Raw genomic sequence first — 24,622 nt, 5'->3', positions numbered from 1 at the left:
AGATGAGAGGTGAGGGAGCATGCCTGCATTTAAAAGGACAGAGGACTGGGCTTATTTAACCGGGGAAGAAAGGCTTGGCGATTGGCTCAGTCTCCATTACGGACTTGTCCTGCAGTCAATTGAACCGGTTGGTGGCGTAGTCAGACTGGACACAGATCAAGGGGTGTATGTGTTAAAACGGGTCAGATTCGGAGAAAAAGACCGATGGCAGGGAATCAGGGAATTGGCCGATTTTTTGTCCGGTAAGAAAGACCGGAAAGTGATCATTCCCCCACCCATTCTTACGCAAGGAAGAAAAACTTTTTTTGAAGGGTATCGGTATCCCTATGTACTCCTGCCCTGGATCGAAGGAGTTACCCCTACTTTGACAGAAGCGGAAGTCTGGCGGAATTTGTCAAGGGATATGGCATATTTCCATTTGTCTACAAAAGAATTTGCTCCGGTCAAAATTATGGAAAAATGGAACCGTCTGGGGAATTGGCACCCCTGGTGGTCCAAGGTATACGAACAGATGGAAATTTTTCACCTGGCTGCCAACTGGACTTCCATTCCCACCGAGACAGACGAGACATGGCTGAATATATCCAGTTATTCCATGGGCATCATGGAAAATTTGCTGAAATATTACGAGCAGATTGACGGGGAAAAATTGTGCCAGGAGTCGGCGGCTTACGGCAAAGTTTGTCACGGGCGCTGGCACAGGAATAATCTGTTAATCGATCCGGATGGGGTTACCGTTTTATTGGACTGGAATGAAGCCGTTTTGGATGTACGGACCGCAGATATTGCCGACTGGCTGCTGTATGCCTACGGCCGGACGAGTAGCCGGGAAGTCATGAAAATCATCTTGAGCGGATATCAGGAGGTATCTCCCCTGACGGAAGGGGATTATGCCCTGATCTATGCGCGGCTGCTTTTCCCGGGCAGGTTGATCCGCCATCTGCAAAACGTTTACCTGAATCAGAGCAAACCGCGGGATTCGACAATCAGACATATTCGAAAAGCAATTGAGATTGAAGAGAAAAAAATCAGGGTCTTATCTGTTTATGCTCAACTGGTGCGGAATCATTTTCAACAGACATTTCCTGAAATCGATTGGATTCATGAAAAAGGAAAACATGTTTGAACGGAGAAACTGCCGGTTACAGGCAAAGAAGCGGATTTTTGGAAACAAGTGGTGCCCAGGCCGCTTTGAGGTTTGGCCGTTTTCCCGGATCTGACAACTGCTGGCTATTGCCCCGTCCCAATCATGCCTGATTGCTTATTTTGGATGTTTTCCGCCAAAAAATCAACGAGATGCATCACTTCCATGCTGCCCGCCAATCCGGCCCGATTCACTCCCAGTTTCATTTGCAACAGACATCCGGGATTGCTTGTGATCAGGACATCAGCCCGGGTGTTTTTTACATGCCCCATTTTTTCCTTCAGTAAACGGTTCGCCATTTCCGGCTGCAAAATATTGTATATTCCGGCCGATCCGCAACAACGGTTTGCTTCTGTCAATTCCACGAAGGTTGTGTTTTCCACTTTTTTCAGGAGCCGGCGCGGTGTGGTCACTTTCATACCATTTATCAGATGGCAGGAATCCTGATAGGTAACGCGCTGATGAACCGGAGTGCGGAATGACAGTCGTTCGATCTGGTCATACAGCAACTCGCTGATATCCCTGATCTTTTTCTCAAAAGACAAGGCTTTTTGGTGCCATTCAGGTTCGTCTTTTAACAGCTCCGCGTATTCCACCAGCATGGCTCCGCATCCGCCCGCATTTGAACAGACAACATCGATGCCGGCAAAGGCCTCGATATTCTGTTTGGCCAGCCGGACTGACTGGTTCCGGTCCCCGGTGTGGGCGTGAAGCGCTCCGCAACAGGTCTGGTCATCCGGAATGATCACTTCATAACCGGCAGCATTCAATAGTTGAATGGTATGCTGGTTGGTTCTGGCAAACAGGACATCCATAATGCAGCCCCGAAACAAACCGACGCGCCCGACCGGTTTGGCGGGAGGAACAGTTTGGAGATCAGAAACGGGTTCCACGACAGGGAGGATCGATTCCAGATCCCGGATCTGTTTGGGCAGGATATGATTCAAACGGGTACAATCCACCAGTATTTTCAGGACGGAACGTTGATAAAATCCCAGCAGGGAGCCAGCCTTTTTTAACCGGTTCTGATGAAGGAAAAATTGCCGCAACAATATCTGTTGGAAAGACTTGCCTATCCTGTTGGCCGGTTTGTGCTGATAGATGGCAGAACGGGACTGTTCCAGCAGACGGCCATACGATACACCGGCGGGACAAGCCGGTTCGCAGCCCCGGCATCCGAGACAGAGATTGATTTGATTGATAAAGTCCTTCCCCGGATTGATCTCGCCGTCATAAACGGCTTTCATCAGGGCGATTCTTCCCCGGGGCGATGCATCTTCAAAACCGGTTTCCCGATAGGTTGGACAGGCAGGAAGGCAAAAACCGCAACGCATGCATTGTGTCAGTTGATCTTCATCCAATGTGTTTTGCAGTGCTTCTGCAAGAGACAGGTTCCGTTCAGATACCTGGTTCAGGGGTGGGCAGGTCGATTTTGGCATGTTTTTTCCTCCTCTGATTGATAAAAGATTTTTCCGGGATTAAGGAGGTGATGGGGATCAAAGGCTTCCTTGATTCGATTGAGCAAATGGATACCGGCAATTCCCCATTGCTGTTTCATATAAGGTGCTTTTGCCAGGCCGACACCGTGTTCGCCGGTTATGGTTCCGCCAAGTTCCAGGGCAGCATTGAAAATTTCCGCAAATGCTTTTTCCACGCGGGCGAGTTCATCCTGATTCCGCGAGTCTGTCATGCATGTGGGGTGAAGATTGCCGTCTCCGGCATGTCCGAAAGTACAAATGCGGACATTGTATCGTTCGGAGATTTCAGTGATTTTACGAATCATGGCCGGAATGGATGCACGCGGCACGGTCGCATCTTCCAGAATGGTGGTGGCGGTTGCCCTCGCCAGGGCGGATAAAGTGGTGCGGCGTGCTTCAAGAATTTTGATGCGATCTTTACCGGTTTTGGCAATCTCGATTTTTGTCGCATTCAGGTTTTGGCAAATCTGTTCCATTTGAGCCAGATCTTTTTCCACAAGTTCCTTCGGCCCATCCTGTTCCAGGATTAACATCGCTTTCTGGTCAACAGGGAGACCGATTCCGGCATACTCTTCCACAACTTTCATCGTTCCCTGATCCATGAATTCCAGCGTACAGGGAATAATGCGGGCGGAAATGATGGCCGAGACCGCTTCAGCAGCCGCATCCAGACCGGAAAAGTAGACGGCCATCGTTTGCTGGAAAGCAGGCTTCGGAAGCAGTTTCAAGGTTGCCTCGGTAATGATTGCCAATGTTCCCTCCGATCCGACCAGGAACCGGGTCACATCATAACCGGAGACGTTTTTTGTCAGTTTGCCGCCGGTTCGGATGATATCTCCATTGGCAAGCACGGCTTCAAGTCCCAGAACATAATCGGTGGTTGTTCCATATTTCAAACCTCTCAGTCCGCCCGCCCCCTGAGCGATATTTCCGCCGATGGTGGAGATGGCCATACTGCCGAGATCGGGAGGATAAAACAGAGAATGCGCTTCCACCGCATCGTGCAATTGTCTGGTAATGACTCCCGGCTGAACAGTGACAGTCAAATTTTTCTCGTCAATTTCCAGGATTTTGTTCATGCGTGTGAAAACCATGACAATGCCGCCTTGAACCGGAACGGCCGAAGCGCCCAGATTGGTGCCGGAGCCGCGGCTGATTACGGGAATTTTTTCCCTGTGCGCAACTTTCATCAACGCCTGGACCTGTTCAGTGGTTTGCGGATAGACAACGACATGAGGCCATGCCTGAAAGAGGGGAGTTGCATCATATGAATGGGTAAGTCTGGCCTCCTGGTCTGTCCGGCAGTATTTTTTTCCAACAATTTGTTCCAGTTCATGAATAATTTTTGAAGCTGACATGATTCAATCACTTCCTGTTTTTAGGAATTGAAAGATAAAAATTGATGAAAAAGGGGTTTATTTCCATAGTATCATAACAGAAATAGATTAACATGAATTTTCACAATTATACGATAATTATTTTTTTATTATATATACAAAATTAAATATATTTAACAAAATAATAATTGAATATCTTTTGTTTTGTAAATTCTTTTATTTACATTTACTACTTTTAAGTTACTATCGATCATATAAATCTAAATAAATAATTGAAACAATTCAATATATCGATGTATCGTGTTAAAATATATAGTGTTAGCATGTTAACATTTATATTTGTCAAAACAATTTTACAATAAGGTGGTGCACATATGTCAAAAAACAAGCAAAACTTTGTTCCTTACGTCCCGGCAGCCAAGTCTCTCCCTGAACTGACCGTTCTTTCAATCGTATTGGGTATTATTCTGGCGATTGTTTTCGGAGCTGCCAATGCGTACTTGGGCCTCCGGATTGGGTTGACAGTTTCAGCCTCTATTCCGGCTGCTGTGATTTCGATGGCGGTTTTAAGAGGCTTTTTTCGCAGAAAATCCATTTTGGAAAACAATATTGTCCAGACCATGACAACCGCAGGGGAAGCGGTCGCCGCTGGAACTATTTTTACATTGCCAGCTCTTTACTTGTGGAATTTAACCCCAAGTCAGGGAGTGATTGCTTTTATTGTATTGACTGGTGGCTTTTTAGGCGTCCTGATGATGATTCCCTTGCGCCGTTTATTAATTGTTAATGAACATGGAGTTCTTCCATATCCTGAAGGAACCGCTTGTGCCGAAGTATTAAAATCAGGGGAAACAGGAGGGAAGAATGCACAGCTTATTTTATCCGGTTTTCTTGTTGGCGGTTTGTTCAAAGCATTGGGAGATGGCTTGAGATTTTTCAAGACCTCTGTAGCAGCACAAATACCTGGTTACAAAAATGCTGTGATTGGCATGGATACGATGCCGGCTCTGCTTGGAGTAGGATATATCATTGGGCCGCGGATCGCCGGACAAATGATTGCAGGGGGACTTCTGGCTTCTATAGTGTTTATTCCGATGATTTCGTTTTTTGCCCAGGGAAGTCCGATGGTTTTCTTTCCGCTGGAAGATCCGGTTGGCCAATTGGATGCAGCAGCGATTTACGATGGATATATCCGTTATATCGGAGCGGGGGCTGTGGCGATGGGCGGATTGATTACGCTTGTTAAAACGCTGCCCATGCTCTTTGCATCGATTCGTGATACCATAAAAGGGTTTTTTAAACATCAAAATACAGTCATAAGTATTGAAAGAACAAACAAGGATATTTCCGTCCCCTATATTTTGGGCGGTTCCATTTTGCTGATTTTGGTTATTGCCTTTTCCCCGGTCACCGAAGTGGGGATCATCGGGGCAATCGCCATCGCCGTGTTCGGTTTCCTGTTTGTAGCTGTGGCATCCAGGATTGTTGGAATTGTCGGAAGTTCTTCCATGCCCGTTTCCGGAATGACGATTGCCACTTTGCTGATAACCACTATCCTGTTCAAGGCGGCGGGTATGTCCGGAGAAACAGGAATGGTTGCCTCGCTGACAACCGCAGCCATTGTTTGTGTTGCTCTCGCAGTTGCCGGGGATATTTCACAGGACCTGAAAACCGGTTATCTGGTCGGAGCCACACCATGGAAACAACAGATAGCCATGCTAATAGGGGTAATTGCAAGTGGTTTGTTAATTGGTTATGTATTGGTCCTGTTTGATAAAGCCTATGAAATCGGGAGTATGACCCTGCCGGCTCCAAAAGCGGTCTTAATGAAAATCATCGTAGAAGGTTTAATGCAGGGTAACCTGCCATGGGAATTGATTATTATTGGAGTAGCCATGGCTGTTTGCATTGAATTTTTGGGCATCAACTCCTTAACCTTTGCCGTAGGATTTTATTTGCCCGCTTCGATCAGTGCTCCGATTATGATAGGGGGTATTGTTCGCTGGGTGGTGGAACGATTTGCGAAAGATCAGAAAGTTAAACAAAGTCGGGAAGAAACTGGCACACTGTTTGCTTCCGGATTGATTGCAGGAGAAGCATTGATCAGTGTTATTATCGCCCTTCTGATTGTGCCCGGCATCATTGATCCGGCCGCTCCGCTGCTGGTGGAAGGCCAATTGCTGCCATTAATTCTTTTCCTCGGGATGACAATCCTTTTGTGGTTTATTACGGTAAAATTTGCGAATAAAAATGGAAAAAATTCTTCTTCAGTCCAGTGATGCTAAACAAGAAGCGCACTGTTAATTTACTGGAGTTGCTTCCTTCTTTAAAACCTTGCCTTACGGTAGAACAGGTTGAGGGAGAGAAGAAAGCAGTATATATTGTCATCCCGCGCACCAGCTGGATTGAGCGGTTTTCCGTCCGTTTCCTGAAGCAGCCGCCGGTCAATAAAGTAAGGCTGGATCAGATTGGCAGTTTTGTCATCCAATTGTGTGATGGCAAACATACAGTAGGTGAAATCATGCGAAAAGTGGAGCTGGAATTTGGCGAGAAGGCAGAACCGACTTTGCCGAGACTGGCTAAATTTTTGGAAATTATCGAGGCAAATGGCTGGATAGAGTGGAAAGAATAACAGATTAGTCCGGCTGTTGGCAATTGCCTGTCAACAGCCGGTTTTTCACTTTGCGGGCAGTCACATGAAGAGCAGCGAAGCAACAGAAATGAAGGAAAGAATCAAACCGGTGCTTAAAAACGTGACTTGGACGAGATGATAGAAGTGATCACGCTCTTCTTTCAGAACGGGATCCGGTTCTTCATCCGGATGAGACCCGGGAAGTCTGTTGATTTTTTTGAAGGACTTGATAAACATGGAAAAAACCCCCGATTTGATCACGTGGGTGATGGCACCGATGATCAGGAAAAGCAGGCCGGTCAAAAAAGAATGGTTAATAAATGAAGCAAGCTGGTCGTTTGAGGTAAACCCGGTCAACAGGAGACTGAAGATCAAAAGTGTTATGATTGGATAAGCATATCTGGACATGTTTTCCTCCGTTCTAACAGTTAGATATGTGAATAAAATATGGTTTCTTTTGGATTGCCCTGTTATAACCTTTTCTAAAACAGTTATTTACTTTATAATGTTACGAGTCAGGTTCACGGTTTCATGATTTGATCCAATTATCAGAAAAGATTGGATCCGGAATCAGGTTTTAAAGGGGGGGAATTGTGTTGAAGTCCTGGCAAACTATGTTGGGAATTGTTGTCACCTTTAGTTTAGTACTTAGCGGTTGCAGTTTTCAACCACGGGATTCGCAGAATTCCGGCTTAAGCGACAATCAGGTGCTGAGAATTGCTGAAGAAGGTGGAATCACAACCCTTGATACGGTAAAAGCGAGTGATGCGATTACCTTTAATGTTCTCAACAACGTGAACGAGGGATTAATGAGAATGGGACCGGAAAAGGAACCTGAAAATGGAATAGCCTATGAGTACGAAATCAGTCCGGACAAGACAAAGTATACATTCAAACTTCGTGAAGAAGCAGAGTGGAGCGATGGCAAACCGGTAACGGCGCATGATTTTGAATATGCATGGAAACGGGTGCTTGACCCGAAAACCGATTCCGAATATGCATATGTGTTTTTTCCAATCAAAAATGCGCAGGAATATAATAACGGGAAAGTTGACGAATCTGCTGTCGGCGTAAAAGCCGTTGATGATCATACGCTGGTGGTTGAACTGGAAAAGCCGACGCTGAACTTTATACAGCGTACAACGATGATCGCGTTTATGCCGCAACGCAAGGATTTTGTCGAAAAATACGGCGGTCAGTATGGGTCGTCTGCTGACAAATCCCTGTATAATGGTCCGTTCAAGGTGGTAAGCAGGACACCGGAAAAAGTACTTCTGGCAAAAAATGATCATTACTGGGATAAAAACGGAGTAACTTTGGAAACGGTAGAGATCCGTGTTGTAAAGGATCTGACAACAGGGATCAATCTGTACAATTCCGGAAATATCGATGTGGCCACCCTGAACCAGGCGTTTGTGGATGCCTTTAAAAATACGGAAGAGTATGTAGAAGTAGAGCGCGCTCGAAACTATTATATTCTTTTCAATCACCAAAATTCTTTTTTTAAAAATGAAAAAATAAGAAAAGCCATTACGCTGGCCATTGATCGAAATACAATAGCCAATGATATTATGAAGGGCGGCTCAAAGCCGGCTGGGGCCCTTATTCCGCCGTCGATTAGCGGAGTTGCCGGGAAGAGTTTTCGGGAGCTTGCCGGGAATTACGTTGAGACGGATGTAACCCGTGCCCGCCAGCTGTTTAACGAAGGACTGAAGGAACTGGGTTTAAGCGCCCCGCCCAGTGACATTGTGATGGTAAGCTATGATTCCACCCCGCTTCGCGATGTGGCCATCAATGTGAAAGAACAGTTACGGAAAAACCTGAATCTCAAGATCAAACTGGATTCTCCGACCTGGAAACTGCATGTCAATAAAGTGAAAAACGGGGACTTCGACATGGCGATGCTTGGCTGGGTAGCGGACTATAACGACCCGCTGAACTTCTTTGAGATCTGGCATTCCCGCAATGAAATGAATTTCTCCCATTTCTCAAATGCGAACTATGACAAATTGATTGTGCAGGCAGGTGATACCTCTGATCCGAAGATGCAATTCCAGGATCTGAAACAGGCGGAGTCGCTGCTGGTCGGTGTGGACGGAAAGGGACAGGCAGCGTTTGTTCCGTTGATTTATCACTCCAAGGTGTTTGTGCAGAAATCTTATGTAAAAGACTTGTACCGCCACCCGTTTGGCCCAGAATACACTTTGAAATGGGCATATATTACAAAAGAAAAAGATAAGTGATGCCGGGTTGAATTGGGCCTCAGAAACAGAGGCTCAATTTTTTTAAGTAGAATTTCCTACAATTTTCTAAAGGGTAACCCCTTTACAAATTGGCAAATAATGAGTTAAATATAATTATACCCTTAAAATTTGATGAAATTAGAATAAAAAATAGTTGGAAATTTTGCTTGATTTGCTCTAATTGCATTTCCACCGATTTGAAGTGCGGTTTTTGTATATATTGTTACTAACTCGGGTTTATGACCAATCCATTGGTCTGAACTATATATCTTCAAAATCTTGAAAAAAGGGGGCAGACAAGTTTGGCGAGAAGATTCAGAATATCAACTTTGGTTTCTTTGCTTTTGATTGCAGTAATGGTTTTATCGGCTTGCAGTTTTGGCGGCGGCGATACAGAAACCAAAAACAGCCAGGTCTTGAATCTGGCGGAAATTCAGGAACCGCCAAAATTAGACAGTGCCAAAACAACTGACGTTGTATCATCCATGATTCTTGGCAATGTCATGGAAGGGCTCTACCGTTTGGACAAAGACAGCAAACCTGTTTTGGGGATGGCTGCCAAAGAACCGGAAGTGAGTGCTGACCAGTTAACCTGGACCTTTACGGTTCGCGATGCGAAGTGGAGCGATGGAAAGCCCGTTACCGCCCATGATTTTGAGTTTGCATGGAAGCGGGCATTAAATCCTGAAACAGCGTCTGAGTATGCATACATTCTTTATCCGATTAAAGGCGCAGAATCTTACAACACCGGAAAAGGGTCAGTGGATGACGTAGGTGTCAGGGCATTGGACGACAAAACATTGCAAGTTGTACTGGAGCGTCCGATTCCGTACTTTAAGGATCTATTGTGCTTTTCAACATACTTGCCGCAACGGCAGGATATTGTTGAAAAATATGGAGACAAGTATTCATTGGAAGTAGACACCATGGTCTACAATGGACCGTTTATTTTTACAGACTGGAAACACAACCAAAGCTTCCAGGTGAAAAAGAACCCGAGTTACTGGGACAAGGATACTGTCAAGCTGGAAGAGGTTAACTGGCAAATTGTCAAGGACAATACCACTCTGGTCAATCTGTACAATACGGGTAAACTGGATTTTACCAAATTGACTTCTGAATTTATTGATGCTTTCAAGGATGATCCCAACACTTTTGCCATTTATGACGGGTCCAGCTGGTACCTTGAAATGAATCAAACCAAGGATTTCTTTAAAAACCGGAAAATCCGGCAAGCGATCCAACTTGCTATTGACAGGGATACATTTGTCAAGGGAATCCTGAAAAACGGATCAATTCCGGCAGGCGGTCTTGTTCCGCCATTTATCAAAGCAAGCGGCGTTGATGAAAATAAAAAATATCGAGACCTGGTCAAACTGGAGCCCGAATTCGATCCCGCCAAAGCAAAACAATTGTGGCAGGAAGGATTGAAGGAGTTGGGCCTGACCAAGGCGCCGACGATTGAATTGCTTGGCGACGATACGACCGGGGCAAAAGCCAACCTGCAATTTATCAAGGAACAATTGCGGGTTAACCTGGGAGCCGATGTCCAGATCACTTCCGTTCCATTCAAGGAACGCCTGGAGAGAGGAAAAACGCAACGCTTTGATCTGTTGGTATCCGGTTGGAGCCCGGACTACAACGACGCGATGACGTTCCTGGATCTGTTTACGACGGATAATGCTTTCAACCGCGGCAAATACAGCAATCCGGAGTATGACCAGCTCATCCGGAAGTCAAAAGAAAATGCAGATTTCAAAGAACGTTTCCAAGATCTGAAAAAGGCAGAAGAAGTTTTAATTGATGATGCTGCGATCGTACCGCTGTACTTCCGTACGGAGATGGCTGTGAAAAAACCGTTTATCAAAGATTGGTACTGGAGTGCTATCGGACCGGAATATACCTTGAAATGGACGTATGTTGAAACCGGAAAATAACAGGGAGAGATTTTTCCTGCAGTGAAGGTATATGTCACGGATGGTGGCATATACCTTCTCCTTACTTGATTATGTCAGGAAAGGATGTGAATGGATATGATTAAGTATACACTTACCCGATTGGGTTACATGATCGTTACCTTGTGGATCATCGTGACCGCAACCTTTTTTCTGATGCATTCCTTGCCGGGAACCCCGCTTCAGAATGAAGAGAAGCTTCCTCCATTGATTCGGGATCAGATTATGGAAACTTACGGGCTCAATGATCCGCTTCCTGTGCAGTACATGAATTTTTTGGGACGTCTGGTTCAGGGAGACCTGGGAAAATCATTGACTTATGACGGCCGGTCTGTCACAGAAATGCTGCTGGAAGGATTTCAGGCATCTTCCTTTATCGGAATGCAGGCACTGGTCTTTGGTGTTGTGGTCGGATTGTTTCTCGGAGTTGCTGCCGCTCTTCGCCACGGAGGGTTGCTGGATAACATTGCAACGATTGTTGCCGTGGCAGGTGTATCGATTCCCAGTTTTGTCATGGCGGGTCTGTTAAGTTACTGGGTTGGCGTCAAGTGGCAACTGTTGCCGACCGCTTTGTGGGGAACCTACGAGCATACCATTTTGCCATCTTTGTCGCTATCCTTCTTTGTTATTGCCCAAATGTCGCGTTATATCCGGACAGAGATGGTGGAAGTGCTTGACCAGGACTACATGAAAACGGCGAAAGCGAAGGGACTTGGAAGACAGGCGATTATTTTCCGTCATGCGCTGAGAAATGCATTAATTCCGGCTGTAACGGTTCTAGGTCCGCTGGCAGTCAATATTATTACCGGATCGCTGGTTGTTGAGACGATCTTTGCCATCCCCGGAATTGGCGAATTTTTCGTACAGTCCATCCAGGTCAATGATTATACGTTGATTATGGGTGTAACCATTTTTTATGCGGTTTTGATTCTGGTCACCATTTTTGTTGTTGACATTTTGTATGGAATTATTGATCCCCGGATTCGACTTGCTGGTGCAAGGGAGTGACAGAGATATGAGCGAAAAAAACATGAAAAGTTTGACACCAGAGATGTTTGAGTTTGTTGGGATGAATGAGTCAGCCGGGGAGGAGATGGCGCGGGAGCGGGTCGGTTTCTGGAAGGATGCGGTACGCCGGTTCCGAACCAACTGGGGTGCGATGATCGGACTTTTTATCATTTTGATCATTGGTTTTTTTGCTTTTGCGGGACCATTGATGAATGGGTATGATTACGAGTCGCAAAACATCGCAATTCAAAATATGGAGCCGTTTGAGGATCACTATTTCGGAACAGACAGTTTTGGACGCGACCTCTGGCAGCGTACATGGAACGGGGCGCAGGTGTCGCTGCAAATCGCCTTTCTGGCAGCGTTGTTTGATCTTTTGATCGGTGTGACTGTCGGAAGCGTTTCAGGATATTTCGGCGGCCGTGTCGATATGGTCTTGCAAAGAATTGTGGAAATTTTATACTCGATTCCCAATTTGATCATTATCATCCTGATGCTGTTGATTTTTGAACCGGGGATTATTCCGATTGCCCTGGCGTTGTCGATTACGGGCTGGGTGCCGATGGCGCGGGTTGTTCGTGCCCAGATTCTGAAACTGAAGTCACAGGAGTATGTCCTGGCCGCCCGTACCTTGGGAGCCGGTCACCGGCACATTCTGACCAGACATTTGATTCCTAACGTAATGGGACCGATTATTATTGCAGTCACGTTTGCGATTCCATCCGCCATTTTCTTTGAAGCCTTCCTTAGTTTTATTGGTCTTGGGATTCGCCCGCCTCTGGCAAGCCTGGGGTCACTCGTTTTCGACGGGTCCAAGTTTTTGCAGATTTATCCGTATCAACTGTTTTATCCAGCAACGGTCCTTTGTCTGATTATGCTGGCTTTCAACTTGCTGGGAGACGGCTTGAGAGACGCACTTGATCCAAGGATGCGCAAGTAAGGAGGGGGGATGAGGATGAGCAAATTACTGGATGTCAGAGATTTGCATGTTTCTTTTACGACTTATAATGGTGAAGTAAAAGCAGTACGCGGAGTCAACTTTTATGTCAACAAAGGGGAAACAGTCGCGATCGTAGGCGAGTCCGGCTGTGGGAAAAGTGTAACCTCCCAGACGATAATGCGTCTGATTCCCCAGCCGCCCGGTATCATCAGGCATGGGGAAATCCACTTTGCAGACAGGGATTTGGTAAAAGTTTCCGATAAACAGATGGAAAAGATTCGGGGTTCCGAGCTTGCAATGATTTTCCAGGATCCGATGACCTCGCTGAATCCAACCATGACTGTGGGGCGTCAGATCACAGAAAGCCTGATAAAACATCAAAAATTGGGATCGTCGAAAGCCAGACAAAAGGCAATTGAACTGTTGCGTATGGTTGGGATTCCCAGTCCTGAGTCGCGGGCAAAACAGTATCCGCATCAATTTTCCGGCGGCATGCGGCAACGGGCGATGATTGCGATTGCGCTCTCCTGCCGGCCGAAGCTGCTGATCGCAGATGAACCTACCACCGCGCTGGATGTAACCATTCAGGCGCAAATTATTGATTTGATGAAAAGACTGCAAGAAAAGTTTGGCACTTCTATTATCCTGATTACCCATGATTTGGGGGTTGTTGCGGATATCGCCGACCGTGTCGTCGTGATGTATGCCGGAATCGTTGTTGAAACCGGAACACTGCACGAAGTCTTTTTCAATCCCCATCATCCGTATACATGGGGATTGATGGCGTCCATGCCGCGGCTTGATTTGCACCATGAACAGGAATTGCTTCCCATTTCGGGATCGCCTCCTGATTTGATATCTCCTCCAAAAGGATGCCCGTTTGCAGCACGCTGCCGTCATGCCATGAAGGTATGTACCGAGTATATGCCGGAGATGACAGATCTTTCTTCCACCCATCAGGTAGCCTGCTGGCTGGAACATCCTATGGCTCCCAAAGCGAATAAACATACGGGACGGAATGGAGGAGAGGCTGATGAGTAAACAGGAAAGGGCAAACCAGGTGACAAAAGCACCAGCAAAGAATAACCGGGAAGTCATTTTGTCTGTAAAAGGATTAAAAAAGCATTTTCATTTGGGCAGCGGCCAGGTGGTGAAAGCGGTCGACGGTGTCTCGTTTGATGTATACCGCGGCGAAACGTTCGGGTTGGTGGGAGAGTCAGGCTGCGGCAAGTCAACCATCGGCCGTACACTGATCCGGCTATATAATGCTACGGAAGGATCGGTTACTTTTAAAGGGGATGATATCTATCAACTGAAAGGGAAAAAACTGAAAGAGTTCAATCAGAAAATGCAAATGATTTTCCAGGACCCATATGCTTCACTGAACCCGCGCATGACCGTCCTGAATATTGTTGCGGAGGGACTTGACATTCATGGCCTCGCCAGAGGGGAAGAGCGGCGGAAACGGGTAATTGATCTCTTGAAAGTGGTCGGACTGAATGCGGAGCATGCCAATCGCTTTCCCCATGAATTTAGCGGGGGTCAGCGGCAACGGATCGGAATTGCCCGTGCCCTAGCCGTAAAACCGGAATTTATCATTGCCGATGAACCGATTTCCGCCCTGGATGTATCGATTCAGGCGCAAGTGGTCAATCTGTTGCGAAAGCTTCAGAAAGAGCATGGCTTGACCTATTTGTTTATTGCCCATGATCTTTCGATGGTGAAATATATTTCTGACCGTGTTGGGGTCATGTATCTGGGGAATATGGTGGAGCTGGCAAACAGCGAAGAGTTGTATGGCCATCCGCTCCATCCGTATACGGAAGCATTATTGTCCGCTGTACCGATCCCGGACCCTGATGCTTCCAAAAAACGGGAACGCATTATCCTGGAAGGAGATGTGCCCAGCCCGATCAATCCACCCAGCGGCTGCCGTTTCCGGACACGATGTCCGAAAGTGATGGAACTTTGCGCCATAGCCGCCCCCGAATGGAAAGAAGTCGTCCCCAACCATTGGGTGGCTTGCCATTTGTATGATAAAGAGCAAAAGTAAACCCGGCCGTGTGGTATGATCCCCTCAGGGTTGACTGTGAAAAAAGCCTATTTGGCAAAAATGAGCTAACAGACAACCGGAGGGGATTTTTTTCCTGGATAAATTTGCTCTGTTGGGAAAAAAGCTGAAATACGAGCACCCGGGAATGACAAAAAATTCAAAAAATTACGAGATTGCTCGCATGCCTTTATAAATAAAAGTCTGATTCTCCTCTGTATTTATTGAGAAATACAGTCTAAATGATCCAATAAAGCAGGTGGTATTGGCACTGGACAGTTTAGGCGTTAATGGTTACCTGGTTTCGTTTCAACTTGATGAAATGGACTGCTTCTTTCAGTGCCGTATCGTTTTTGTAAGGAATTTCGATAGCTTCTATATCGGGTGCCCACAGATAAAGAGGATTGTTTACTGCTTTTGGATGCTTATATGTCTCCCACATCCAGTTAATTTCACTTTCAATAAAATCAAGGTATGTAGCAAAATAAAAACCAGCCCATTCAACGCCTACAACCTGCTTTTTCTCAATTCCCGGATATTCCCCCATCGTCCTCCAAAGCCCGCATTTCGGCATACTTTTTTACTGACATTTTGGGAAAGCCAAGCATTTCCCCTAAAACAATGTGTTTTTCATAGCTGTTTTTTACTTTGCTCATCCGTTCCACATACTCATTTTTTAGCTTGTCGTTTTGGAAGAATATATAACCTTTTTTCTCAAATGGATAAATGCGTGGATACTTGACAAGCTGTTGGTAGTAAATCTCATTGAACAGTTTACCATTCCAACCTAATACCGCAGGTTTGTACCTGTCAAGAAATGCTTGTTCATACCGTTTACCCAAAAGAAAACACCTTCCTCCCGGAAACTGTAAAGCCAGTATAACCTGGAGGGAAAAGTGTTTTCCACTAAATATTTTGTCAAATCGCGGCTTAATTTGGCTCAACTACTGCAAAACAGTGTCCGCATTTCCATTCCCCATTACTCCACGATAATTGGTCATCTTTTTCATATGTGACAATAAGCAGGTTTAGGAGATTTAAAACGGATTAGAATGAATTTTTTACGCATTTGCGTCCCCCTTCTTTACTGGTCAGAAATATGGTAATGCAAATAAAATTCATTAGTTTCTGTATATTTATTTTATAAAATATATTTATCCATTTATCTAAATTTTATATAAAATCTTAAATATTGTATTCATTAAAGAACTGATTTTTTGTTAACTTTTCTGTGGACTATAGACAAAAAAAATCTCGACCGGAAATGTTGGAATTAATCAAAAATCAACAAGGAGAAAATATGATGGAGAACTGAAGCAAAATGGGGTTCAAACATGGCGGCCCCAACCCTGCTACACCTTCATGCAGCATTGGTTTGTATTGCAGACATCCTGTCGTCGACCGTGAGTAGAGGAGGAACCCTGGGGGATCGACGACATCGAATATTCTGATAAAATCTTCCAAAAACCGCATGTTAACCGGATTCTTTATTTTTTTCTCCTGGCCGCCAATCTAAATCAATAAATTTCCCTCCCTATGTTTTAAGCACTTTTCTGGAAATAAATATATGGCTTATCGTGTTTGAATAGTTGCATTGTGCATTGTATATTTTAGAAAATAGTAGCAGCGTCAGAGGAAAGGACTGAACGAACAAATACCACAACTCCTTCTGATTTCCGTTTTGGATATAGTCATTCACATATAACTTTGTCAAATGAAAAAAAATGTCAGCCATATATAAAATGATGAGGCTGACATTTATTATTTCTTAATAGGTATCAGATCTATAAAAAATTCATCCAGGACACCATGATTTTTAAATACCCCACTTCTTGAAATCCTGTCTCCTTAGGATATCGTTGAAGCGCAATTTCTTTTTAAAGGTTATTAATTTTCTTCAAGTATTTTAATAATATCCTTCGGCTTCAAAACCTTTCCATAAGAAACAACCTTTTCATCAATGACCAGTGCAGGTGTAGACATAACCCCATAAGTCATAATCTCTTTTATATCTGTTACTTTAATAATTTCGGCTTCCTTGCCCATTTCTTTTAATGCTTGTTTAGTATTTTTTTCTAAGTTTACACAGTTTCTACATCCAGAACCTAAAATCTTGATAATCATAGTTAGTCACTCCCAATATATTTTTTAAAAATCTAACTGACTCTGGGTGTTTCAACAGAACAGGTTCTTTCAAATCAATCTTATACAAAAATGTAACCAAATGCATTGAAGGTATACCCAATAATAAGAATACCAATAGTAACAACAACTACAAATATGGTTAAAAGCTTGGGCTTAACAACCGTTTTCAACATGATGATAGATGGGAGCGAAAGTGCAGTTACCGCCATCATAAAGGCAAGAACCGTTCCAATCCCTACTCCTTTTCCAACCAAGGCTTCAGCAACAGGTAGGGTTCCAAAGATATCTGCATACATCGGAATCCCGACAAACGTTGCTAATGAACAGAATACCATTTATCCTGACCGAGAAATGCATGAATAATGGATTCTGGAATCCAGTTATGAATGGCAGCACCTATTCCAACACCAATCAGAATGTATAGCCATACTTTTTTAATGATATCTGATACTTGATCTCTCGAATATTTGATTCGATCATGGGTAGTCAGTTCTTCTTGTTCAACATCCATCATTTTATTATTATAAACAAACGGTTCTATATACTCTTCTAGTTTCAACTGACTTATAATCGTTCCACCGACGACAGCCAAAATAAGACCTACGATGACATAGGCAATCGCCACCTTCCAATTAAAAATACTAGCCAGTAAAATGACAGAGGCTAAATCGACAAGAGGGGATGAGATTAAGAACGAAAAGGTAACTCCAATAGGTAATCCCGCACTTGTAAATCCAATAAACAAAGGAATCGATGAGCAAGAACAAAATGGTGTCACTGTGCCAAGTAAAGCACTCAAAATATTTGCTGTAATCCCCTTAAATTCGCCCAAAATTTTCTTTGTTCTTTCTGGTGGAAAAAAGCTTTGAATATAGGAGATAAAAAATATAAGAACAGAAAGTAAAATAAATATTTTTATGACATCATACAAAAAGAAGTGAATACTTCCTCCGATTTTTTCATTTATATCTAACCCAAATACATTTTTAACTAGTAAAGTAACTAAATCACTTAGCCATTCCATTTTGAGTAATTGGTTATTTAACCATTCAAAAATACTCATACAGATTCACCTCTAAACATTTCTGTAAAGACTCATTTCATGTCATAACTATCGAGGAATTTCATCACTTCCTTTATTTAAATAGGCAATGATCGGTGCTAATTTATCTTTATTTACACGATAAATTGTAAATCTTCCCTCACGCCTTGATTTAATAATTCCTCCTTTTTCCATGATTTTCAAGTGATGACTAATCGTTGAAGATGCTCCATTCAAAGCTGCAACAATTTCGCACATACACAAATCTTCCATCCAAAGTAAAAAAATAATTTTTAAACGGGTTTCATCTCCCAACCCTTTAAAAAAGGCCGAGATATTTATTAATTCACTGTTCGTTATCATTGGAAATTGCTTCTTTGTCTGTTGACGAATTTTCTCCATTTCTTCATCTGACTTTGGAATCCAATCTGTTTTCATAATGTTTACCCTCCCTCTGTCTTATATTATATACCTATATTTTTAGTTTTCTAGTTTTCTAGTTTTATTTATAGTAATTGCATATAATCTGGAATGAAAATTACTCAAGAAGGGGAAATAGAGAAACCACATCTGCTTAAATCAGGAGTGGCCTTCTATCTTTTGAGTTTCTCTATTTCCTTGACACTCATAAACTGCCTGTACCCGATTTAATATCTACTCTAGATCAGAAGTTGATTCTGGAACTGGAGTAGCCCTTATTACATCTTCGCTTTCTATTAAATAACGCTCTTGAATGGTCTTTTGATAAGCTTGTAGTGTATCTGTATTAATGGAGTAGAAGTTCCATTTTCCTTGTTTCATTTCATGAAGCAAGGATGCCTGTTTGAGTTCTCTTATGTGATAAGACACTTTTGATTGTGCCATATTCATTTGCTTCTGAATAACACAAACACAAACTCCATCAGGACAACAAGCAACAGGCGTAGTCCCCAGTTGATCGTACCTGGCTTTAACAAGTTCAAGAATTTTGATACGAGTCGGATCGCTCAGGGCCTTAGCAATTTGAGCAAATTTTTCAGTAGATAAGGTCATCGCACTCACCTCATTTTATTTTACTGAACCACAATCAGTTTCTTTTTGTTTTGGGGTTGTCCAGCGTGTATTAACAAAGTTGTGCATTGGACTTTCCTTTGGCATTTGCTTAAAACTGTAAACACGCCTATTCTGGCTGATGCCCCTAATTATTTTAGCGATCTGCACGCCTATTTTTAGGGTTTAATTGCCTTTATTACTGCTGAAACAATATAATCTTCAATGTTCGTGCCAGGTATCCAGTCTCTGATAAATTCCCTTGACTCATCTTTCGGTTCAATACAGATCTGTGTAAATCCACTTTGTTTTAGCATCAATTCTGTTTCCTTAATAGACGATGCCCCTGAAACACAACCCGTATAAGCATTCAGATTTTTTTTGATTTTCTCCGGAAGTTCTGTTGTTGTCACAATGTCCATAATAGCCAGCCGTCCGCCAGATTTCAACACCCGGCAGGCTTCCCTGAATACCTGGGGTTTATCAGGAGAAAGGTTGATTACACAATTGGAGATGATGACATCTACCGAATTGTCCGCAACGGGTAAATGTTCAATTTCTCCCAGTCGAAATTCTGCGTTGGTAACACCAACTTTGGATGCATTACTGCGGGATTTGCTTATCATTTCGGGTGTCATATCCACACCGATTACGCGGCCACTTTCAGTAACCTGACGTGCAGCCAATAAGCAATCGAACCCACCTCCACTTCCCAAATCCAACACCACTTCACCAGGATTTAACTCCGCAATAGATTGTGGGTTGCCACAACCAAGTCCCAGATTGGCTCCTTCCGGTACTGCGGACAACTCATCATCAGAGTATCCCAGTTTGGTTGATATTTCTTTATAATCATTTGGAGTGCCACAGCACCCGGATGTTGGTGAACAGCAATTCTCTGAATCTAAACCACGTATAGCAATTTTCTTGTAACGGCTCCGGACAGATTGTCGGATTTCATCCTTTTTATAATCATTCATATTATAATTCCTCCGTCTTTAGATTTAAGTTTCCCACTTAATCACTTGCTTCCTGTATTCTTCCCTTGTGTTTTCCCAAATGATATCCTTTTAAATTCAAAAGTTAGCTTTTTAATTTGCCTTGACAAAGATTACCTGTTTCGGCTAGGAATCCAGCCTATGTTTACGCTTGGGATCATGGGATTGTTCCAGCCCTTCGTGGGGGAGTTTTGTCTATTGTCCAGCAAGGTTGCACCTGCTGTCACCACACATCAATTTTTCCTGATTTGAGTATACATCAAATTATTTTGATGAATCAATGTATACATCAAAAAAAGTTGATGCATTATTTAACGTCTATATTATCTTACGACAAATAAAGATAAAGTTAACAATGTATTATCCAGCACCTGAAGAAGATAGAATAGGTTACTTGGATTTCAACAATTTTATCCGTATGAGTATCAATATGGACAAAAATTTATCCAAAAACATCCGGAAAGGAAAGAAGAAGTGACCCGATTGTTAAAGGAAATCAAGGAGAGTTGGGGAATATAAAAAAATTCAAGGCAACATTCCATAATTGTATTGAATTATATTAAACCTTTTAACTGAAAACCAAAGGAATAAATGGACTTGAAAAAAGGAGAGAAGAAAAATATATGGCACTGAATCAATGGCCATCAATTGTCGTCGACCTCCAGTAGAGGAGTAAACCCGGGAGATCGACGACACGGAATATTCTGATAAAACCTCCTGAAAACTGCATGTTAACTGGATTCTTTATTTTTTTGCCCAAAAGTGAGTCAGTTAAGAGGAAAAAATGGTTGTTTGTAGAATGGCTTAATAGCAACACTTTTTGGGGTTTGGATCGTACCTATAAGGAATTGAAACATAACGGTTTTCTGCTTTTCCGGCTCTTTGAGTCTAAACAAGTTTGGATCGTACCTATAAGGAATTGAAACGACCCTGGTTGTAACGGGATAATTTTCAATCCTAAGTTTGGATCGTACCTATAAGGAATTGAAACCCTGTTTCAAATCCTGCTGATCCATTTGAAAAAACGTTTGGATCGTACCTATAAGGAATTGAAACTGATACAATGTAATCGCTCCTTTGAGTGTTTTTAGCCGTTTGGATCGTACCTATAAGGAATTGAAACTAACTGGAAAAAGCGCGAAGAGTTTGCGGACAAGCAGTGTTTGGATCGTACCTATAAGGAATTGAAACAAGGGGGATTCGGATGAAGGGACACATTCGTAAGCGGTTTGGATCGTACCTATAAGGAATTGAAACTACAATTCATTTTCGAAAATGAATTTCTCGATATACGTTTGGATCGTACCTATAAGGAATTGAAACTCCCCCTCCTCCGCGAAAATTTTCGAAAGCGGGAAATAGTTTGGATCGTACCTATAAGGAATTGAAACTTTGTCAGGTGAAGGGGATGAAGCAGAGGAACAAAAAAGTTTGGATCGTACCTATAAGGAATTGAAACACGAAAAGAGTTGATAATAATTTGTCGTCGACCTCCGTTTGGATCGTACCTATAAGGAATTGAAAGCGATTTTGAATCAGCCAGGGCCATTAAAGGCGCCTGGTTTACTTTTTTTGAGGAAGGGTGAGGTTTGAGTCTGTGCAATACATTGCACAAACCTCCCCGGGCGGGTACAATCCAGCAATCCGGATTCTGGAAACTGACAAACTCTTTGCACAATGGACGATCCGCATTTCACTCTGATTCACAACTGCCAATAAGTAGCCTTTTCCAGCAATGCTGAAAAAGGGAAGATAAATAAAGGTGCTTGCTGATTCGAAGGAATATAAAATAGTTTGTTTATTTCTTTTGCATATTTTGATGTCTGATCATAAAAAATTCTCCCTGGTTTCAGACCATTGGGAGAATAAGTAAAAAATCATTGCAAATAGCAAAACTTCGCAACTTTTTACCAGGTTTTCTGTTTAGCCGTGAGGAGGATCACCCGTGGCATGGTGCCTGATAGGTTGTGTATTATAATCCGGTGAGCAATAATGCGATCTGCATAAACTCGGCTGATGCTGTCCAAGTGCAGGATTTTTATGTTGCATTTTCATCTTAATTTTCCAAGATGCGATCATAAAAATGGACAGAGGTGGACTCTTTGCCATCTCTGCCCAATCATCATATACCAATATTTTTTTAGATCCCCCAACTTTCCTTGATTTCCTTTAATAACCGGGTTACTTCTTCTTTCCTTTCAGGATGTTTTTGGATAAATCTTTGTCCGTATTGATACACATACGGATAAAATTGCTGAAAATCCAGATAACCTATTCGATCTTTTTCAGCAGCTGGATAATCTAATAAGGCAACTTCATTTTCTTTACACCGGAACTCGTCCCATATTTCGAAATCTTGATAAAAGAGAATCCCAAATGACTCTATTCCAAAGCCACTTTGATCTTTAAATTCATTTAAGCACTTGATAAAATAATAATCCCCAACAATCATCGTAAAATAAATATCTATAACTTTTTCTTTTTCCTCAATTGTTTCCATGATTTTAAAGTCTTCTTCCTCAGGATTATTCATTTCTTTTCTCTCTCCTTAGAATGCAGGATAAAAGTTTTTTATTTTTTCTTGGTCATCTAAATACCCGACAAACTTCATACCATTGGAACTAAATCCTTCCACCAATCTATCTTTAACTCTATTTGCATTGATTCCTTTTTGCATGGCTTCTTTTCCCCATTGAATTGCAATTTGCGACAGAAGCAGGATTAAGCCGAATTCCTCAAGCAAGTAGGGAAACAGATCGGAAAGTCGCTGCATGACATTATTCAAAAGTTTGCTAAAATCACAAATCAAAGATCTTTATTGCCAGGAGAAGGGAAGGCCGGGAGCTACAAGGATTTACTAAAAAGAAGGATATCCAGGAGATAATATTGCTCCCCATCATATGCCAGAAGACAAGTACATGAAAAATAAAAACGCGCCGGGTTATACAAGAAACGATGGAGTTTCTATGAATATGGAGCCAACCTAATCCTGGTAGTGGAGGACGACATAGAAAAACTGCTACTTATGGACGTAAACCTGGAAACTGGTTCTATTGGGATCTGGATCCATGGATGCACTGGCTCATGATATATGGGATGCGAGAAAAAATATATGGAAGAAGGTTTATATACAAAAGAGATTAGACAAGGCCTGAAAGAAGTCATAAGATTACATAAAGAAAAATACGGGGACTTTTTTAGTAAGAAACAGGGTGGGTGAAAAATGTTAAAGAACGATCTGGATGTTTTATATAAAAATCGGTTTATAAGAACTGATGAAGAATACGAAGCTTTTGAAAAAGCACTGGAGAGTCTGGGCAGGCAAAAATTCGACAGAAAGACGATTAAAGAGCTTTATTGCGTTTTTGAAGATGATACGGAAGAGCATGAAGTGATGACAGGCTTGATGCTGTCCACCACCGGGTTCAGCTCAACCAGAACATTATTAAAATGCCCTGGTTGAGCCCATAACGGAGAAAAGCGGTTTACTATTTATTGATTCTTTTGAAACGGTCCGACAGTAATGGATTCATCTCCAAAAGGTATTACCCAAACTTCCCGGCCTCCAGTAATGGTAAAGCGATCCTTGCTGACAATATCGAGGATCTCCTGGCCGGAAAGTTGGTTGTCTGTTTTAATAATGGCACTCAGACTGGTTTTGTAAGATTCCCCTGGAGGAAGGTTCTGTGGAAACAACAATTGTTTTTCATTTTTAACTTGTAATTTTTTAGTTGATTCCGAAAACTGAGGTTGAACACGGTGGTGAACACTGTAGGCCAGCCAAGAGGAAGTGTTTTTGATTTCAAATATATATATAACATATTCATAATTATCGATATTGTTCCAGATTTCGTCTTTTTCAGCATCACTTAGTCCATAAGAATTAAGGCTATCTTTACTACTAACCCTTTCCTTCAATGGAGCAATTTTGATATCTTTTAATTGGGCTTCCATGATATCATTTAGTACAAGCTGATAGAAGGCGATAAAGGCACCGATTAATAAAACAATGGAAAGAATGATAACGGTTATTACCTTCATGTTCAAAAAACGCATAATTAACCTCCTGTGTCTCTTAGGAAATTTATTTGATTTCAATCTGATCTTTCATTTTCACAATACGTAATTTTGGTTCGATACCATAATCTTCGTAGTATTGAATGAGTGTGTCTACTATAGGTTTATTATAAGTGTCATTTGTATGACCAGAATACTTTAATTGACCGCTATTAACATTTGTAATTATCGTAGCATGGTTCATCTTCCCATCATCCTCATAATCCCAATAAAGAAGGTCGCCCGGTTTAATTTCCCCCATTTCTTCCAATTCTCTTAAATCATCAATTGAAGCCACTTGAAATGTCTTTTCAGAATAACCATTATTTTTATCAGAAAAGTAGCAGTACTGTTCATCAGCAACGGCCCACTTGGGGGAGAAATATTTGATGAGCCTGTTGAGAATGGGGATATGGCGGATAAATGTGCCTTTTTCATAATACCAGTCGTCATTCATTTTAAGTCCGCCGGCATGGAGCAATTGGGAAACAAAGTTGGCACAGTCTCCTCCGCGGTTGGTGCCAAAACTATCCATTCTTTCAAATTCCGGGTGGAATTTTCCCTG

25 protein-coding genes, 1 pseudogene and 1 CRISPR repeat array are annotated in these 24,622 nt (G+C 42.7%); of the genes and pseudogenes, 11 read left to right on the top strand and 15 right to left on the bottom strand.

Going from position 1 to position 24,622, the window contains the following annotated elements; translation table 11 throughout:
- Positions 1-19 precede the first annotated feature (19 nt).
- On the top strand, positions 20-1,126 hold the full coding sequence (locus H2C83_RS10875; protein ID WP_181740627.1) for a YutH/CotS family kinase-like spore coat protein: 1,107 nt from the start codon (positions 20-22) through the stop codon (positions 1,124-1,126).
- Positions 1,127-1,230: 104 nt separating this feature from the next.
- Here H2C83_RS10875 and H2C83_RS10870 read toward each other — a convergent pair whose 3' ends face one another.
- Positions 1,231-2,583, bottom strand: coding sequence for a (Fe-S)-binding protein (locus H2C83_RS10870; protein WP_181740625.1), 1,353 nt, complete (start codon positions 2,581-2,583; stop codon positions 1,231-1,233).
- Positions 2,556-3,980 (bottom strand): FAD-binding oxidoreductase, encoded by a 1,425-nt coding sequence (locus H2C83_RS10865; protein WP_181740622.1) that lies wholly within the window; start codon positions 3,978-3,980, stop codon positions 2,556-2,558. Before H2C83_RS10865 ends, H2C83_RS10870 begins: the two co-directional genes overlap by 28 nt.
- A 353-nt stretch (positions 3,981-4,333) precedes the next feature.
- Between H2C83_RS10865 and H2C83_RS10860 the strand changes: the two genes are divergently transcribed.
- Together H2C83_RS10860 and H2C83_RS10855 are read left to right on the top strand one after the other, a co-directional pair.
- Positions 4,334-6,238: an OPT family oligopeptide transporter gene (locus H2C83_RS10860; RefSeq protein ID WP_181740620.1), complete on the top strand. Its 1,905-nt coding sequence runs from the start codon at positions 4,334-4,336 to the stop codon at positions 6,236-6,238.
- Positions 6,238-6,591 carry a PqqD family protein gene (locus H2C83_RS10855; protein ID WP_181740618.1) on the top strand — a complete coding sequence of 118 codons (354 nt, stop codon included), beginning with the start codon at positions 6,238-6,240 and terminating at the stop codon, positions 6,589-6,591. Before H2C83_RS10860 ends, H2C83_RS10855 begins: the two co-directional genes overlap by 1 nt.
- 60 nt (positions 6,592-6,651) lie before the next feature.
- On the opposite strand, the gene H2C83_RS10850 is transcribed toward H2C83_RS10855, so the two are convergent.
- The gene (locus H2C83_RS10850; protein WP_181740616.1) at positions 6,652-6,999 is read right to left on the bottom strand and encodes a DUF3899 domain-containing protein; all 348 of its coding nucleotides are present in this window, start codon (positions 6,997-6,999) and stop codon (positions 6,652-6,654) included.
- 188 nt (positions 7,000-7,187) lie between these two features.
- Here H2C83_RS10850 and H2C83_RS10845 point away from each other — a divergent pair, with 188 nt between their 5' ends.
- The 6 genes from H2C83_RS10845 (at position 7,188) to H2C83_RS10820 (ending at position 14,790) form a co-directional block, all read left to right on the top strand.
- Positions 7,188-8,834, top strand: a complete 1,647-nt coding sequence (locus tag H2C83_RS10845; protein ID WP_181740614.1) for a peptide ABC transporter substrate-binding protein — start codon at positions 7,188-7,190, stop codon at positions 8,832-8,834.
- A gap of 302 nt (positions 8,835-9,136) precedes the next feature.
- Positions 9,137-10,771, top strand: a complete 1,635-nt coding sequence (locus H2C83_RS10840) for a peptide ABC transporter substrate-binding protein (protein ID WP_181740613.1) — start codon at positions 9,137-9,139, stop codon at positions 10,769-10,771.
- Between the two features lie 96 nt (positions 10,772-10,867).
- Entirely contained in the window at positions 10,868-11,797 is a 930-nt protein-coding gene (locus H2C83_RS10835) for an ABC transporter permease (RefSeq protein ID WP_181740611.1), read from the top strand.
- 7 nt (positions 11,798-11,804) lie between these two features.
- Entirely contained in the window at positions 11,805-12,737 is a 933-nt protein-coding gene (locus tag H2C83_RS10830; RefSeq protein ID WP_181740610.1) for an ABC transporter permease, read from the top strand.
- A gap of 15 nt (positions 12,738-12,752) precedes the next feature.
- Complete coding sequence (locus H2C83_RS10825) at positions 12,753-13,778, top strand: ABC transporter ATP-binding protein (protein WP_181740608.1); 1,026 nt, start codon at positions 12,753-12,755, stop codon at positions 13,776-13,778.
- On the top strand, positions 13,771-14,790 hold the full coding sequence (locus H2C83_RS10820) for an ABC transporter ATP-binding protein (protein WP_181740606.1): 1,020 nt from the start codon (positions 13,771-13,773) through the stop codon (positions 14,788-14,790). Before H2C83_RS10825 ends, H2C83_RS10820 begins: the two co-directional genes overlap by 8 nt.
- Before the next feature lie 277 nt (positions 14,791-15,067).
- Here the strand turns inward: H2C83_RS10820 and H2C83_RS10815 are convergent, their stop codons facing one another.
- The 8 genes from H2C83_RS10815 to H2C83_RS10785 all read right to left on the bottom strand — a co-directional run bounded on the left by H2C83_RS10815 (position 15,068) and on the right by H2C83_RS10785 (position 19,983).
- Positions 15,068-15,334: a hypothetical protein gene (locus H2C83_RS10815; RefSeq protein WP_181740604.1), complete on the bottom strand. Its 267-nt coding sequence runs from the start codon at positions 15,332-15,334 to the stop codon at positions 15,068-15,070.
- Positions 15,312-15,629, bottom strand: a complete 318-nt coding sequence (locus tag H2C83_RS10810; protein WP_181740602.1) for a hypothetical protein — start codon at positions 15,627-15,629, stop codon at positions 15,312-15,314. The genes H2C83_RS10815 and H2C83_RS10810 overlap by 23 nt, the downstream gene beginning before the upstream one ends.
- Before the next feature lie 1,045 nt (positions 15,630-16,674).
- On the bottom strand, positions 16,675-16,911 hold the full coding sequence (locus H2C83_RS10805) for a thioredoxin family protein (protein ID WP_181740600.1): 237 nt from the start codon (positions 16,909-16,911) through the stop codon (positions 16,675-16,677).
- Between the two features lie 80 nt (positions 16,912-16,991).
- A complete protein-coding gene (locus H2C83_RS18695) occupies positions 16,992-17,228 on the bottom strand; it encodes a permease (protein WP_312853905.1) in 237 nt (78 codons plus the stop codon).
- Positions 17,229-17,248: 20 nt separating this feature from the next.
- Positions 17,249-17,995 carry a permease gene (locus H2C83_RS10800; RefSeq protein WP_312853904.1) on the bottom strand — a complete coding sequence of 249 codons (747 nt, stop codon included), beginning with the start codon at positions 17,993-17,995 and terminating at the stop codon, positions 17,249-17,251.
- Positions 17,996-18,043: 48 nt separating this feature from the next.
- Positions 18,044-18,412: an ArsR/SmtB family transcription factor gene (locus tag H2C83_RS10795; protein WP_181740598.1), complete on the bottom strand. Its 369-nt coding sequence runs from the start codon at positions 18,410-18,412 to the stop codon at positions 18,044-18,046.
- Between the two features lie 216 nt (positions 18,413-18,628).
- Complete coding sequence (locus tag H2C83_RS10790; RefSeq protein WP_246333862.1) at positions 18,629-19,006, bottom strand: ArsR/SmtB family transcription factor; 378 nt, start codon at positions 19,004-19,006, stop codon at positions 18,629-18,631.
- Positions 19,007-19,182: 176 nt separating this feature from the next.
- Positions 19,183-19,983, bottom strand: coding sequence for an arsenite methyltransferase (locus H2C83_RS10785; protein ID WP_181740594.1), 801 nt, complete (start codon positions 19,981-19,983; stop codon positions 19,183-19,185).
- 423 nt (positions 19,984-20,406) lie between these two features.
- On the opposite strand from H2C83_RS10785, the pseudogene H2C83_RS18730 reads away from it, so the two are divergent.
- A pseudogene (locus H2C83_RS18730) lies at positions 20,407-20,520 on the top strand (hypothetical protein); the annotation flags it as partial.
- Positions 20,521-20,826: 306 nt separating this feature from the next.
- A CRISPR array of direct repeats spans positions 20,827-21,526; the repeat unit is 30 nt; unit sequence GTTTGGATCGTACCTATAAGGAATTGAAAC.
- 615 nt (positions 21,527-22,141) lie between these two features.
- On the opposite strand, the gene cdiI reads toward H2C83_RS18730, so the two are convergent.
- Positions 22,142-22,534 carry a ribonuclease toxin immunity protein CdiI gene (cdiI, locus tag H2C83_RS10780; RefSeq protein ID WP_181740592.1) on the bottom strand — a complete coding sequence of 131 codons (393 nt, stop codon included), beginning with the start codon at positions 22,532-22,534 and terminating at the stop codon, positions 22,142-22,144.
- A gap of 15 nt (positions 22,535-22,549) precedes the next feature.
- Complete coding sequence (locus tag H2C83_RS10775; protein ID WP_246333860.1) at positions 22,550-22,786, bottom strand: CdiA family toxin C-terminal domain-containing protein; 237 nt, start codon at positions 22,784-22,786, stop codon at positions 22,550-22,552.
- Between the two features lie 438 nt (positions 22,787-23,224).
- On the opposite strand from H2C83_RS10775, the gene H2C83_RS10770 reads away from it, so the two are divergent.
- Positions 23,225-23,464 (top strand): Imm30 family immunity protein, encoded by a 240-nt coding sequence (locus H2C83_RS10770; protein ID WP_181740590.1) that lies wholly within the window; start codon positions 23,225-23,227, stop codon positions 23,462-23,464.
- 29 nt (positions 23,465-23,493) lie between these two features.
- Here the strand turns inward: H2C83_RS10770 and H2C83_RS10765 are convergent, their stop codons facing one another.
- Together H2C83_RS10765 and H2C83_RS10760 are read right to left on the bottom strand one after the other, a co-directional pair.
- Positions 23,494-24,057 (bottom strand): hypothetical protein, encoded by a 564-nt coding sequence (locus tag H2C83_RS10765; protein WP_181740588.1) that lies wholly within the window; start codon positions 24,055-24,057, stop codon positions 23,494-23,496.
- A gap of 28 nt (positions 24,058-24,085) precedes the next feature.
- Positions 24,086-24,622 (bottom strand): amidase domain-containing protein (locus tag H2C83_RS10760; protein ID WP_181740586.1); only part of this gene is annotated, 537 nt, incomplete at its 5' end.

The organism is Thermoactinomyces mirandus, from assembly GCF_013868055.1.
In the GTDB taxonomy this organism is placed as follows: Bacteria; Bacillota; Bacilli; order Thermoactinomycetales; family Thermoactinomycetaceae; genus Thermoactinomyces; species Thermoactinomyces mirandus.
The sequence above is the reverse complement of the archived record's forward strand: the minus strand, read 5'-3'. Positions and strand labels throughout refer to the sequence as shown.